The following is a 13863-nucleotide window of genomic DNA, read 5'->3' as shown; positions in this document are numbered from 1 at the left end:
GGATGCCAGCCACCCCACGCCGCCCGGTAGTCCCGGCTAGTAGAACTGGGCGCCGGGTACGGCGGTGGGATCGTTCCGGACCTCGGCGGTGTTGGTCTCGCGGAGCTTCCACGCGCAGAGGAACGTGACCAGCCCCATCAGTGCGACGAAGACGGCGACGAACGTGGTGGTTCCGGTCTTGGCAATCAGCGCGGTCATGATGAACGGAGTGCCGCCGCTCACCGTGATCGCCGCCAGCTGGTACGCGAGGGACGCCGCCGAGTACCGGACGTTGGGCGCGAACAGTTCACCCATGTATGCGGCGATCGGCCCGTAGGTCATGGACTGGAAGACGCTGCCGACCGTGACGGCGATGAAGAACAGCAGCAGGTTCCGGGTGTTGATCAGCCAGAAGTACGGGAACGCCCACACGATGATCATCGCCGCGCCGATCAGGATCATCGGCCTGCGCCCGATCTTGTCGGACATGTGCCCGGACCACAGCACGACACCGACCGTGAGTCCGGCGCTGAGCAGCGAGATCGCGAGCAGGTCGTTGCGCTTCATTCCCAGTTCCGCGGTGCCGTAGCTGAGCACGCCGGCGATGGAGATGTAGAACAGGGAGTTGGTGGCCGCGAGCAGGCCGCAGCCGAGCAGGATCTTGCGCCAGTGTTCCTTGATCGCCTCCGTCAGCGGTGCGCGGACGACGGTCTTGTTCTTCTTCTGCGCCTCCTCCTGCAGGTCCCGGAATTCGGGGGTGTCCTCGACCTTGGTCTGGATGTAGAGCACAACCGGGAACAGCAGTGCGCTCGCCAAGAACGGGATCCGCCAGCCCCAGCTGAGGAACGCCTCGTTCGAGATCGCCGCGGTGGCGCCGAGGAACACGAGGTTGCCGAGCAGGACGCCGAAGGAGACGCCCATCTGGCCGAAGGTCCCGGAGAATCCCCGGCGCTTCGGGCTCGCCGATTCGGTCAGCAGCAGGACGATCCCGCCCCATTGACCACCGCAGGCGAGGCCCTGGACGAACCGCAGGGCCACCAGCAGGATCGGGGCCGCGACGCCGATGGTCGCGGCACCCGGAAGGCAGCCGATGAGGAACGTCGCCAGTCCCATGAACAGCAGGCAGGTGACGACGGCCGGCTTGCGGCCGTACTTGTCGCCGAAGTGCCCGGCCACGAGGCCGCCGAGTGGGCGTGCGACGAAACCCGCCCAGAACGTGCTGAACGAGAGCAGGGTGCCCATCAACGCCGACGAGTCGGGGAAGAAGACGTGGGGAAAGACCAGTGCCGCAGCGGTTCCGTACAGGAAGAAGTCGTACCACTCGATCGAGCTGCCGACGAGCCCCGCCGCAAGCAGTTTCCGATGCGCACGCTTGCGCGAGACGGCTGTGTCGCCGGCTGCGTCCTTACTCGGCTGCACCGCGGATGTAGTCATCCGATCACTCCTCGAGATAGGTCTTCGTATGGATGTGGGAATGAGACTTTTCAGAACATGACGCCAACTTCAAGTCAGTGAGCGCTTGCTTAGTGTGTTTGAATAGCTGTGTGATGTCAATCACTCGAGGGGATTGATCTTGCCGGATCCGCCGGTGCGGACGAAGCTCGAAACGGCGGAGAGGACCACCGATGACCGAACTGCGAGACGACGTGTCCGCGACCGAGGAGCCGAGCCCGGGTCCGCCGACATCCGAGGAACGCCTGCTCCGGGCGGCGACGACACTGTTCTCCGACAAGGGTTTCGAAGCCACCCGCACGAGGGACATCTCCACCATGGCCGGGATGAGCCCCTCCGCGATGTACGTGCACTTCCCCTCCAAGGAGGATCTGCTGTTCCAGCTCGTCCGCCGGTCGAACGAACGCGCGCTCGCGCTGGTGCTGGAGGCCGTGGCGCCGTTCACCGACCCCATCGACCGTGTCCGGGCACTGGTCCGCGAGTTCAGCATCATGCACGCCCGGAACTTCCGCCGCGCCCGCATCGCCCAGTACGAGAGCAGGCATCTCGACCCCGAACACCGCGAGGTGGTCGCCGAGACCCGGCTCCAGATCCGGGTGGCGGCAATCCGGGAGGTGCAGAACGGGATCGATCAGGGGGTGTTCCTGATCCCCGACCCCCGCGTCGCGGTTCTGGCGATCATGTCGCTCGCGGTGGACATCTGCCGGTGGTACAGCCCCGACGGCGAATTCACACCGGAGGAGTTGGGCGACATCAACGCCGACCTCGTTCTGCGCATCCTCCACGCACCCGGCTACTGACAGCTCCTCACATGCGGTCGGGGACGCGTAGCGCGTTCGTCCACATCCGCGCGAGTCCGGCGGTCAACTGCTCGAACGTGAGCGATCTCCGCTCGCTCGGCGGTCCGACGAAATAGCTGTAGGCCATCCTTCCGACCATGGCGGACAACGCCTTCGACGTCAGCATCGGGTCGAGCGACGCGTCGGCGAGACCGCGGTCCTGCAGATCGGCGATCGCCCGCGCGTTGCGGCGGTAGAACGTCTCGTCCCGTGAGCGTTCCAGTTCACGGAATGCGGGGTCGACGTGCGCGACCTGCTCGAGCAGGGCCAGCAGTCGCGCATTCCGGCGGCACGCGTGCAGGTAGGCGCGGATGCTCGCCTCCACCACCGCGTGCACGTCGCCTTCGTCCGCGACCCGTCCCATGCCCGGATGCAGCAGGTCGTTCTGCGTCACCTCGACGACCGCCGCGAACGCCTCCTCCTTGTTGGTGAAGTAGGTGTAGAACGATCCGGTCGAGAGTCCGGCCTCCTTGCTGATGTCGACGAGACGGGCGTCGAGGTACCCCTCGCGCTCGAACACGACCCGGGCGGCGGCGACGAGACGATCTCGGGTGCGGACGCCCCGGGCCGTGACCGGGGGTGTGGGTGCGATTCGCGGGCGCGACATGTCAGTAGGGGTCGACGTTCTCGAAGTATCGCCGAGGCACCTCGACCAGCATCTCGGTGATCATCTTCTCGGTGACACCCCGCTCGCGGACGTAGGGCAGCACGTCGTTCTCGATGTGCAGGTAGTGCCACTGCGGGAGCGCGGACATCAGGGCGGGGTCGATCCAGTCGATGTAGCAGGAGGCGTCCTGCGACAGGACCATCTGCCCCGCGAATCCCCGGCGGCACATCTCGACGAGCGTGTCGGCACGGGCCTCGAACGTCGTCTCGAGGTTGATCCCGAACCGGTCCATCCCGAGGACGAAGCCGGCCTCGGCGAGGCTGGTCAGATGCTCGATGTCGGTGCTGTCTCCGCTGTGCCCGAGCACGATCCGGTCCGGCCGCACCCCCTCCTCGTCGCACATCACACGTTTGACGTGCACTCCGGCCTCACTACCGGGGTGGGTGTGCACGGTGATGGGCACGCCGGTGCGCCGATGTGCCTTCGCGACGGCCCGCATCACCCGCTCGACACCGGGCGTGGGCCCCTGGTGGTCGATCGCGCACTTGAGCAGTCCCGCGCGGACCCCGGTGTCGCCGATCCCCTCTTCGATGTCCTTCACGAACATGTCCACCATCGGGTCGGGGACCTCGGCACCGACGATCGCATCCAGCGCCGGACCGCGGTAGTGGAAGAAGAACGGCACGTCGTCGTAGGTGTACAGCCCCGTTGCCGCAACGATGTTCAGCTCGGGTAGCTGTTCCGCGACCCGCTGGATGCGCGGAATGTACCGGCCGAGGCCGACGACAGTGGGGTCGACGATGGTCCGGACACCCTGCTCCGCCAGCGCGCGCAGTTTGGTGACGGCGTCGGCGACCCGCTCGTCCTCGCTCCCCCACTCGTCCGGGTAGTTCTGCTGCACGTCGGGCGTAAGCACGAACACGTGCTCGTGCATGTAGGTGCGTCCGAGTTCGGCGCTGTCGATCGGTCCGCGGACCGTGTTGATCTGGCTCATGCAGACTCGCCCTCTCCGGGTGTGACCGTCGTCATACTCCCGAGCTCAGCGTAGAGCTAACTTGAACCTGACGTCAACATTTAGTCAGGAGTGAATACGCCCCGGGCGAGACGGAATCCGACGTCGTCGATGCGATAGGTCGGGTGACTGCGCCGACGCACGGAGGCACGGCAACTCCAGTGCTCGTCGAACCACCCACCGCCGCGCAGCACCCGGTACGTGCCGTACACCTCGGGGTCGTACAGATCCCAGCACCACTCCCACACATTGCCCAGGGTGTCGTGCAGGCCCCAGGCGTTCGGGTGCTTCCCGCCCACGTCCCGCGACCGGCCGTCGGAGTTGCCGCGGTACCACGCGATCGCGTCGAGCGGGCCGTACCGCGGACCCGTGGTGCCCGCCCGGCAGGCGCGTTCCCACTCCGCCTCGGCCGGAAGCCGGTACCCGTCGGCCGTGGTGTCCCACACGACGTCGTCGCCGGTCACGCGATAGGCGGCGGCGAGCCCGCCGCGCTCGGACAGGGTGTTGCAGAACAGGATCGCGTCCCGCCACGACACTCCGTCGACCGGCAGCCGCGTTCCCCGCGTCGTGCCCGGCCACTCGCCGGTGATCTCGGCGTACTCTCCCTGCGTCACAGGGTGGACGGCGATCTCGAAGGCATTCAGCTCGACGCTCCAGCTGCGGGTGGTTCGCCGATCCGACAGCGTGACCTGCCCGGCCGGGACGGCGATCATCGGGCCGCTATCCACCGCCGGCAGCAGCCTGGATCGGCGCCATGTCGAAGTAGTCGCGCCAGGTGGTGATCTTGCCGTCGGTGATCTCGAAGACGCCGACGACGGGCAGTTCGACGACGTTGCCGTTCAGCGTGAACACGTCGATCCGCTCGTTCATCACCACGCCGCTCGATTCCTCGGCGTTGGGACTCTGCCCGCCGTCGGTGACCTGCCGGTGCACCCGGAAGTCGATTCCGCCGAAGGCCGCGATGAAGCCGGCGACGAACTCACGGATCGCGTCACGCCCGATGACGGGTTCCATCGGAATATTGTGGTAGACGGCGTCTTCCGCGAAATACTCCGCGATCTTCGCCGGATCGGGCTCGATCCACTCGGCACAGAATTGGGTGACCAGTTGATCCGGGGTCATCGGTTCTCCCTTTCGATCGCGGACGGTTCGATGATGGCCATGACGGACTGGATCGCCCCGGCCGGGATGTCGAAATGTTCCGTGATCCGGACGGACGTCACCTCGGTGGGCGTGGCCCCGAGGTCGAGCACGAACCGGGCCACCACGTTGTCGCCCCACTCGTGGAAGGAGAGTTCGCGCACGGCCTGGATGGCCTGATACTGCAGGCCGTTCTCGAGTTCGTCCCGGATGAACGCCCCCGATTCGCCCGTGTGCTGCCCGTTCTCCACCCGCCAGGCGTTGTCCGCGAGACGCACCTTGGTGGCGTCGTGGCTGACCAGTGCATCGATGTAGGCCCGGGCCATCGCGACCCGGCCGCTGTCGGCCGTGTCGGTGGCATGTGTCGCGATCGCGGCGAGCAGCGGCCGAGCCAGCTCCGGCCGGCAGATCAGGAGGTCGGGCAGATAGGGGTGGGACTCGTTGTAGTCCAACGGGGTTCCATCGATCCGCGAGCAGTGCAGGCCCGCAGCCTCGGCGACGCCGACGGGCGCGGCCGAGTCCCATTCCCACTGACCGCCCGAGTGGATGTAGGCGTCCACGTCTCCGCGGAGCACCGCCATCGCCTTCGCTCCGGCCGAACCCATGGTGGTGACCTCGGCGCCGATCTCCGTCGCGACGGCGTCGACGAAGGCAGGCGGCCTGCTGGCGGACACGACGATCCGGGGCCGTGCCGGGAGTTGTTCGGTATGCACCGCGTGGCTGTCGTCGTCACTGGCATACACCGCGCCCAGCGCCGGTTGCGCGACCGCTGCCGCCGTGATCCCCCGACCGCGTTCCCACAGCGCGACGTGCACCGCCCAGTCCGAGTGACCGGGCAGTCCGTACTCCTTGGAACCGTCGAGCGGGTCGATGATCCACACCCGGGAACTCTCCAGGCGCGACCTGTCGTCGGCCGACTCCTCGGAGAGGATCGCGTCGTCGGGTCGCTCCGCGGAGAGCTTGCCGAGAATGAACGCGTCGGCGGCGACGTCGCCGCGCCTGCCCAGTTCACGACCGTCCGCCGATCCGAGTCCCGCGGTGCGGATGTCCAGCAGCAGGGCACCGGCACCGGAGGCGATGTCGGCCGCGAGTCGTGCGTCAGTGATCACGTCTCAACAATTCCATAATTCTCTCGGCTTGTTCGGTCGGCGTGCCGTCCCCGGGCCGGAGGACGAGTTCGGCGTTCTCCGGGGCCTCGTACGGGTCGTCGACCCCGGTAAATCCGGTGATCTCCCCCGCGCGGGCTTTCGCGTACATGCCCTTCGGGTCCCGCGCCTCGCACTGCTCTACCGGCGTGTCGACGAACACCTCGACGAAGTCGAGGCCGGCAGCCCGGTGCTGCTCCCGGACGCGGTCCCGGTCGGCGCGGTACGGGCTGATCAGCGACGCGATCGCGACCACCCCGGAGTCGGCGAGCAGTTGTGCCACGGCGCCGACGCGGCGCACGTTCTCGGCGCGGTCCTCGGCACTGAAACCGAGGTCGGCGTTGAGACCGTGACGTAGGTTGTCGCCGTCCAGCCGGTAGGCGGGCACCCCGGCCGCGACCAGGCGTCGCTCGAGTTCCACCGCGACCGTCGACTTTCCCGACGCCGACAGTCCCGTCAGCCACACCGTGCGACCCCGCGTCGCCCGCTCGTCCCGCGAGACGGCCGCGGCGTGCCACACCACCTTCGAACGCGACAGCGTCGGCCCGGTGATCATGCCGGCGGCGACGGTGTTGTGGGTCGACTCGTCGACGAGGATGAAACTGCCCGTCACGTGGTTGCGGCGGTACGGGTCGAACATCAGCGGCTGCGACGTCCTCAACTGGATACGGCCGATCTCGTTGAGCGAGAGCGACTGTGCGGACTCGTCGCGGTGCAGGGTGTTCACGTCGAGGCGGTAGTCGAGCCGCACGACGGACGCCCTGGTGGCGCGGGTGGTGTGCAGCAGCGTGTACCGCGCGTCCGGCGTCAGCGAGGACTGTTCGCTGAACCAGCAGACCATCGCGTCGAGTTCCTGCCCGACGAGCGGACGGTTGTTGGGGCGGCACAGCACGTCTCCGCGGCTCACGTCCAGCTGGTCGGCGAGCTGCACGCACACCGCCGACGGTGCGAACGCCTCGTCGAGGCGGGTTCCGCCGGGACCCCAGATGGCGCTGACGGTGGAGGTGAATCCGGACGGCAGTACCACCACCTCGTCGCCCGGCTTGAACACGCCGCTGGCGACCGTGCCCGCGTACCCACGGAAATCGTGCAGCGCGGAATCGGTCCGGCGCTGCGGCCGGACCACGTACTGCACCGGAAACCGCGCGTCGATGAGGTTGCGGTCGGATGCCACGTGGACCTGCTCGAGGTAGTGCAGCAGCGACGCGCCCTCGTACCACGGCATGTTGACGGTGCGTTGCGCGATGTTGTCGCCGCGCAGTGCCGACACCGGGATGAACGTGAGGTCGTGGACCTCGAGTTTGATCGCGAACTGCCGGAACTCCTCCTTGATCTCCTCGAACCGGTCCTCGGACCACCCGACGAGATCCATCTTGTTGACGCACAGCACGAGGTGGGGAATTCCGAGGAGGCTGGCGATGAACGCGTGGCGGCGCGTCTGCTCGAGAATCCCCTTGCGGGCGTCGACGAGGATCAGGGCCAAGTCGGCGGTGGACGCGCCGGTCACCATGTTCCGGGTGTACTGCTCGTGCCCCGGCGTGTCCGCGATGATGAACTTGCGGTGCGGTGTGGCGAAGTAGCGGTGCGCGACGTCGATGGTGATGCCCTGCTCGCGTTCGGCGCGCAGACCGTCGGTGAGCAGTGCCAGGTCGGCGTGCTCGTCGCCCCGCTCGCGGCTGGTGCGTTCGACCGCCTCGAGCTGATCCTCGAAGATTGCCTTCGAGTCGTACAGCAGCCGGCCGATCAGGGTGGACTTGCCGTCGTCGACGCTGCCCGCGGTCGCGACCCGGAGTAGCTGCGGCATCAGAAGTACCCTTCCTTCTTGCGGTCTTCCATGCCGGCCTCGGAGATCCGGTCGTCGGCCCGGGTCGCCCCGCGCTCGGTCAGCCTGCTCGCGGCGACCTCGGTGACCACGGCCGCGGCGGTGGTTGCCGACGATTCGACGCAGCCCGTGCACGTGGCGTCGCCGACGGTCCGGAATCGGACGAGGGCCTCGTACGGCTCGTCACCGGGGAGCAGGGTCAGGAACCGGGTGTGCGCCAACAGCATTCCGTCGCGCGGCACGACCTCCCTGCGGTGCGCATAGTACAGGGGCGGCAGTTCGATCTTCTCCTCGCTGATGTACTGCCAGATGTCGAGTTCGGTCCAGTTCGACAGCGGGAACACCCGGATATGCTCCCCCTTGCGGTGCCTGCCGTTGTAGAGGCTCCACAACTCGGGGCGCTGCGCCCGCGGATCCCACTGCCCGAACTCGTCGCGGAAGCTGAACACCCGTTCCTTCGCGCGGGCCTTCTCCTCGTCGCGGCGGGCGCCGCCGAAGACGGCGTCGAAACCGTTGTCCCGGATCCCGCGCAGCAGCGCCGTGGTCTGGAGCCGGTTGCGGCTGGCCCGCGGACCCGTCTCCTCGCTGACGCGGCCTGCGTCGATGTCGTCCTGCACGCTGGACACCACCATCCGCAGGTCGAGGTGTTGGACGGTCCGGTCGCGGAATTCGATGACCTCGTCGAAGTTGTGGCCGGTGTCGACGTGCATGACGGCGAACGGGAGAGGTGCCGGCCAGAACGCCTTGGCGGCCACGTGGAGCATGACCACCGAGTCCTTGCCGCCGGAGAACAGCAGAACCGGACGCTCGAACGTGGCGGCCACTTCTCGGAAGATGTGCACGGCTTCGGCTTCGAGTGCGCCGAGGTGGGACAACTCGTACACGGGCGGTGCGGTCATGGGCGATTCCTCGTCGCGAGTGCCTTACCGGTCACTGGTCCATATTTGGACCAGCTCGGTCGAAAATGATTGCACCTCCGAGAATAGAACGTGTTTCAGATTGTGGTCAATGCCCCTGTGTCACCGCGGTCGGCGGCCGCCCACCTCCGCGGTGATCGCGTCCGCGGCCGCAGCGAGAGCCTTGCCCCGCCGCGCGATGTCGGACGGCGCGAGTTCGGCGCCCACATAGAGCGTCAGAACCATGGCCTGATGACCCTCGGCGTCGTATGTCGGCGCGGCAATGAGACTGACGGGGTGCGGCGCGGCGGGGTCCGCGTGTTCGGCGTCCAGGTACACCCGCTCCCCCAGGCTGGACACCATCTCACCGAGCACGTCGCGCAACTCCGGCGGCAGGTCGTGCGCGGCGACGCCGGCCATGAGCGTGTGCAGGCGCTGGCCGACCGGAGTGAGCGTCTCCACGAGATACCCGGTCCGGGAGCACTCGTCCACCACCGTGCGCAACCGGTCGCGGTCGAGGCGCACCGGCAGGGTCGGCTCCCGCCGCAACCACGACTGCAGCGCGTCGTCGCCGTCCCACAGCACGTACATCAGGCCGACCGGCGGCGCGAACGGGTACATCTCCCCGACCTTGGCGGCGGCCCGCACACCCGGCGGACTCGTCAACTCCAGGACGGCGATGCGGTCGCCGACCACCGCCGACGCCGTGCACGTCGTCCGGAATTTCTCACTGAGCACGGCGAGGTGCCTGCGTGCCACCGGCCCGGCCGCGAATCCTTGCTGCGCCGCGCGGCCGGCCGCGATGAGGGCGGGCCCGAGGCCGTACGTCTTCGTGGCGGGATCCCGGACGAGATAGCCGCCGCGGGCCAGTTCTGTGAGGATTCCCAGGCAGGTGGGCTTGCTGATGTCGAGTTGCCGGGCCAGCTCCGACAAACCGAAGCGGTGCTCCTTCCGCGCCACCAGGAAGTCGAGCACCTGCACCACACGCTCGGTGGGCGGCGACCGTCGGCCCTGCGCCCGGTCGGGCGCCTCATCGTGCCCCATTGACCACTCCTTAGAACACGTTCTATTCTCGGTTCATCAACGTTCTACCACGCAGGTACATATTTGTACCACCCCCATCGTGAGGAGCACGGTGTGCTGACCGACCCATTCGCCGACGCCATGGCCGAGGCCGAGAAACTGATCGAGAGCGCCCCCCACATCCGCACCGAGCAGGATCTACTGGAGGGCTACCAGTACCTCGCCGGCGGCATTCTCGCCACGACGCACGCGGCCTGGGCCACCGAACGGTCGCACCCGACGTTCATCTCGGGCACCGGCCCGTACATGAAGATGGGCCTCGACAACCCCGACACGCTGTACTTCGGCGCCCGGATCAACGACGACGTCGAATACGTGGTCACCGGGCGGCGCGGCACCACCGCGGACCTCAGCTTCCAGGTGCTGAGCGGAAACTACACGGCCGCACACGTTCCCGGCAGCGTCACCGCGTTCGACGACCGGGAGATCGACATCGCCCCCGACGGCTCGTTCGAGGTGCGATTCGGCCCCGACGAGAGCGCAGGCAGGCGCAACTACTTCACCCTCGCGCCGGGTTCGTCGCAACTGGTGGTCCGGGAGGTGTACAGCGACTGGAGCCAGCAGCGCGGCACCATCCGCATCGCCAGGGCGGATACGACGGGTACGGCTCCGGGGCCGCTCACCCGGGAAGCCGTCGAGAAGCGTTATGCCCGTGCGGGCAGAGCCCTCGTCTCCCGGGTGAAGACGTGGCTGCAGTTCCCGGAGTGGTTCTACCTGAACCTGCCGGTGAACACGATGACCGAACCGCGGCTGACGCCGGGCGGCCTCGCCACGCAGTACTCGTCCGTCGGGCACTACGAACTCGCCGACGACGAGGCGATCGTCATCACCGTCCCGAAAGCCGATGTGCCCTACCAGGGTTTTCAGCTGGGCAGCATGTGGTACATCTCCCTCGACTACGTCAATCACCAGACCTCGCTGAACGTCGCCCAGTCGCAGGTGGATCCGGACGACCACATCCGTCTCGTCGTCAGCGAGCGCAATCCTGGCGTGGCCAACTGGATCGCCACCGTCGGGCACCTCCGCGGGTACTTGCAGTTCCGCTGGCAACGCGTCTCCCGCGAACTGACCCCGGACGACGGGCCCCGCATCGAGGTCGTGAAGTTCGACGAGATCCATCGGGCGCTGCCGTACTACGACTCCAACAAGATCTCGCCCGAGGACTTCGCCGCACGCATCGCCGCACGCCAGGCCGCGGTCGCGGACCGGATGCTGGGGTGAGCGCCATGACTACTCCGCAACTCCTGCAGGACAGGGTGGTCGTCATCTCCGGCGTCGGACCGGCCCTGGGCCGCACCCTCGCCGTCCGCTGCGCCGACGCCGGCGCGGACGTGGTGCTGGCCGCCCGCACCGCATCGCGTCTCGACGAGGTGGCCAAGGAGATCATCGCCGTCGGCCGCCGCGCGGTGACCGTCCCGACCGACATCACGGATCAGGCGTCTGCCGAGAATCTGGTGTCCGCGGCCGTCGACGCGTACGGCAAAGTCGACGTGCTGATCAACAACGCGTTCTCGGTTCCGTCGATGAAACCGCTGGCCCGCACGGAATTCGACCACATCCGCAGCAGTTTCGAGCTGACCGTGCTCGGGGCGCTGCGGCTGACCCAGCTGTTCACCCCCGCACTCGCCGACGCGAACGGAGCGGTGGTGAACATCAACTCGATGGTGCTCCGGCACTCCCAGAAACGGTACGGCAGCTACAAGATGGCCAAATCCGCCCTGCTCGCGACGTCGCAGTCGCTCGCCACGGAACTGGGACCGCAGGGAATCCGCGTCAATTCCGTTGCCCCCGGCTACATCTGGGGTGACACGCTGAAGCAGTACTTCACGCACCAGGCCGAGAAGTACGGGACGACCGTCGAGCAGATCTACGAACACACCGCCGCGAACACCGACCTGAAGAGGCTCCCCACCACCGAGGAAGTGGCCGACGCCGTGATCTTCCTGGCCTCACCGCTGGCGAGCGCCGTGACCGGCCAGTGCCTCGACGTCAACTGCGGCGAATTCCATCACTAGCGACGAGAACCGGAGCATCATGAGCGAGCGCACCACCGTCGGGACGGTCGAGGACCTTCACGCCTCGGCCACCCGCCTGACCGGCCTCACCGACTTCGGCGTGGACGACTACACCGAGGCCCTCGGCGTCCTGCTGGACTCCTACCACGTCGACGAGCAACTGACCCCGCTCGGCAGCAAGGTGTCGCGGGTGTTCCTCCGCGGCGCCCTGGTGGCGCGGCTGCTGAGCGAGGCGGCGTGGAAGCAGCACCCCGAGCACGCGGACGTGCGGATCGAGCGGCCGATCTTCGTCACCGGGCTTCCCCGCACCGGAACGACGGCGCTGCACCGGCTGCTCACCGCGGACCCGTCGCATCAGGGCCTGGAGATGTGGCTGACCGAGATGCCCCAGCCCCGGCCGCCGCGCGAGACCTGGGAATCGAATCCCGTGTTCCAGAAGATCGAGGAGGGCTTCAGCCGCCACCACATCGAACGCCCCGAATTCATGGGCGTGCACTATATGTCGGCGAGCGAGGTCGAGGAGTGCTGGCAGCTGCTGCGGCAGACGTTCAAGTCGATCTCCTACGAGTGCCTGGCGTCTCTCCCGACGTACTCCCGCTGGCTGGAAGGCCAGGACTGGACCAACGCCTATCAGCGGCACAAGAAGAACCTGCAGCTGATCGGGCTTCCCGACCGGGACCGCCGCTGGGTGCTGAAGAACCCCAGCCACCTGTTCGCGCTCGACGAGTTGCTCGCCGTCTATCCGGACGCCCTGATCATCCAGACCCACCGGCCGCCGCGCACGATCGTCCCGTCGGTGTGCAGCCTGGCGGAACAGGCGACGGAAGGGTGGTCGGAGAAGTTCCGGGGCAGCGTCATCGGTGAGAGCCAGCTCGAGCTGTGGGCCCGGGGGCTCGAGCAGTTCACCGCGGCGCGCACCCGGCACGACCCCGCTCAGTTCATCGACGTCGACTACCACGAATTCGTGGCCGATCCCCTCGGCACCGTCGAAGGGGTCTACACGCACTTCGGGCTCGATCTCAGCTCCTCGGCCCAGTCGGCGATGGAGGCGATGCACGCCGAAAGTCGCAGCGGCGACCGCCGCCCGTCCCACAAGTACACGCTCGAGGAATTCGGGCTGACGGCCGAGCAGGTGGACGAGAGATTCGCCAACTATCAGTTCAGCGCGACCAGCTGACGGGATAGTCGAGGATCGACGACGCCGCCCGCGCCGCGATCAGCGGCCTGGGCGACAGCGGCAGGTGGACGACCGGGGACGGCAGCGGTACGGGCTCGGGTTCGGGCTCTGGTTCGGGTTCGGGCTCTGGTTCGGGTTCCCGCATCTTCGTGCCGCTGCCGAGGTCGAGTGCGTCGAGCAGCGGCATCAGTTCGGCGGCGATCCGATCTCCCACGTGCGTGAACGCCGCCTCGCCGAGGCCGACGGGGTCGCTGATGTTCGCGTCGTCGATGGGGCCGTACTCCCTTCGCGCGATGGCGAGTTCGGCGACGGTGCGGGCACCGGTGTCGGTGGCGATCCGGCGGGCCTCGCGAAGCGTGAACGTGCAGTGGCTCGTCCCGAGGAGCAGTTCCATCGAACGGTCCCGGATCTGCTCGGTCATCGCGAGGACGAGGTCGGCGCGTTTGATCATCTCGGGCCGAAGGCGGCGCGCTCGGAATCCGTCGGCGCTCGCGCCGAGGCCTTCGATGACGCGGGCGGCGACGGGTTCGATCGGAAAGCCCACGAGGGCTCGGACGCCGGCGCTCTCCGCGGTGAGGTGCGGCAGGTCGTGGGCAAGCGCGAACGCGTGCGTCAGCCGCTCTGCGATCGGCGAGCGGCAGACGTTCCCGCTGCAGATGAACAGAACGTGCATGAGGGCACCCTAACCAGCGACTT

General features: G+C 67.6%; 14 protein-coding genes. 4 read left to right on the top strand and 10 right to left on the bottom strand.

Annotated features, from left to right (window positions below):
• Window positions 1–36: 36 nt before the first annotated feature.
• Complete coding sequence (locus QM841_RS37370; protein ID WP_280783629.1) at window positions 37–1413, bottom strand: MFS transporter; 1377 nt, start codon at window positions 1411–1413, stop codon at window positions 37–39.
• Window positions 1414–1604: 191 nt separating this feature from the next.
• Here QM841_RS37370 and QM841_RS37365 point away from each other — a divergent pair, with 191 nt between their 5' ends.
• Complete coding sequence (locus QM841_RS37365) at window positions 1605–2231, top strand: TetR/AcrR family transcriptional regulator (protein ID WP_283335892.1); 627 nt, start codon at window positions 1605–1607, stop codon at window positions 2229–2231.
• Window positions 2232–2238: 7 nt separating this feature from the next.
• Here the strand turns inward: QM841_RS37365 and QM841_RS37360 are convergent, their stop codons facing one another.
• From QM841_RS37360 to QM841_RS37325, 8 genes are all read right to left on the bottom strand, one after another.
• Window positions 2239–2877 carry a TetR/AcrR family transcriptional regulator gene (locus QM841_RS37360; protein ID WP_283335891.1) on the bottom strand — a complete coding sequence of 213 codons (639 nt, stop codon included), beginning with the start codon at window positions 2875–2877 and terminating at the stop codon, window positions 2239–2241.
• A 1-nt stretch (window position 2878) separates the two neighbouring features.
• A complete protein-coding gene (locus QM841_RS37355) occupies window positions 2879–3871 on the bottom strand; it encodes a phosphotriesterase family protein (RefSeq protein ID WP_283335890.1) in 993 nt (330 codons plus the stop codon).
• 80 nt (window positions 3872–3951) lie between these two features.
• Window positions 3952–4602 carry a formylglycine-generating enzyme family protein gene (locus QM841_RS37350; protein WP_283335888.1) on the bottom strand — a complete coding sequence of 217 codons (651 nt, stop codon included), beginning with the start codon at window positions 4600–4602 and terminating at the stop codon, window positions 3952–3954.
• Window positions 4603–4609: 7 nt separating this feature from the next.
• Complete coding sequence (locus tag QM841_RS37345) at window positions 4610–5011, bottom strand: nuclear transport factor 2 family protein (protein WP_005252906.1); 402 nt, start codon at window positions 5009–5011, stop codon at window positions 4610–4612.
• The gene (locus QM841_RS37340) at window positions 5008–6138 is read right to left on the bottom strand and encodes a 3'(2'),5'-bisphosphate nucleotidase CysQ (protein WP_065491815.1); all 1131 of its coding nucleotides are present in this window, start codon (window positions 6136–6138) and stop codon (window positions 5008–5010) included. The genes QM841_RS37345 and QM841_RS37340 overlap by 4 nt, the downstream gene beginning before the upstream one ends.
• Complete coding sequence (cysC, locus tag QM841_RS37335; protein ID WP_280783634.1) at window positions 6128–7978, bottom strand: adenylyl-sulfate kinase; 1851 nt, start codon at window positions 7976–7978, stop codon at window positions 6128–6130. Before cysC ends, QM841_RS37340 begins: the two co-directional genes overlap by 11 nt.
• Window positions 7978–8895, bottom strand: coding sequence for a sulfate adenylyltransferase subunit CysD (cysD, locus tag QM841_RS37330; RefSeq protein WP_065491817.1), 918 nt, complete (start codon window positions 8893–8895; stop codon window positions 7978–7980). The genes cysC and cysD overlap by 1 nt, the downstream gene beginning before the upstream one ends.
• A 120-nt stretch (window positions 8896–9015) precedes the next feature.
• Complete coding sequence (locus QM841_RS37325) at window positions 9016–9936, bottom strand: helix-turn-helix domain-containing protein (RefSeq protein WP_283335887.1); 921 nt, start codon at window positions 9934–9936, stop codon at window positions 9016–9018.
• A 93-nt stretch (window positions 9937–10029) separates the two neighbouring features.
• Here QM841_RS37325 and QM841_RS37320 point away from each other — a divergent pair, with 93 nt between their 5' ends.
• The 3 genes from QM841_RS37320 to QM841_RS37310 are packed head-to-tail and all read left to right on the top strand — an operon-like array spanning window position 10030 to window position 13167.
• Entirely contained in the window at window positions 10030–11196 is a 1167-nt protein-coding gene (locus QM841_RS37320; RefSeq protein WP_280783637.1) for a hypothetical protein, read from the top strand.
• A 5-nt stretch (window positions 11197–11201) separates the two neighbouring features.
• On the top strand, window positions 11202–11990 hold the full coding sequence (locus QM841_RS37315) for an SDR family oxidoreductase (RefSeq protein ID WP_283335886.1): 789 nt from the start codon (window positions 11202–11204) through the stop codon (window positions 11988–11990).
• Between the two features lie 19 nt (window positions 11991–12009).
• On the top strand, window positions 12010–13167 hold the full coding sequence (locus QM841_RS37310; protein ID WP_283335885.1) for a sulfotransferase family protein: 1158 nt from the start codon (window positions 12010–12012) through the stop codon (window positions 13165–13167).
• On the opposite strand, the gene QM841_RS37305 is transcribed toward QM841_RS37310, so the two are convergent.
• The gene (locus QM841_RS37305; RefSeq protein WP_283335884.1) at window positions 13151–13840 is read right to left on the bottom strand and encodes an arsenate reductase/protein-tyrosine-phosphatase family protein; all 690 of its coding nucleotides are present in this window, start codon (window positions 13838–13840) and stop codon (window positions 13151–13153) included. The two genes, QM841_RS37310 and QM841_RS37305, sit on opposite strands and share 17 nt — an antisense overlap.
• Between the last annotated feature and the right edge of the window lie 23 nt (window positions 13841–13863).

It is taken from the genome of Rhodococcus sp. IEGM 1307 (assembly GCF_030056915.1).
Taxonomy (GTDB): Bacteria; Actinomycetota; Actinomycetes; order Mycobacteriales; family Mycobacteriaceae; genus Rhodococcus_F; species Rhodococcus_F opacus_D.
This window is presented reverse-complemented; position numbering and strand designations above follow the sequence as displayed.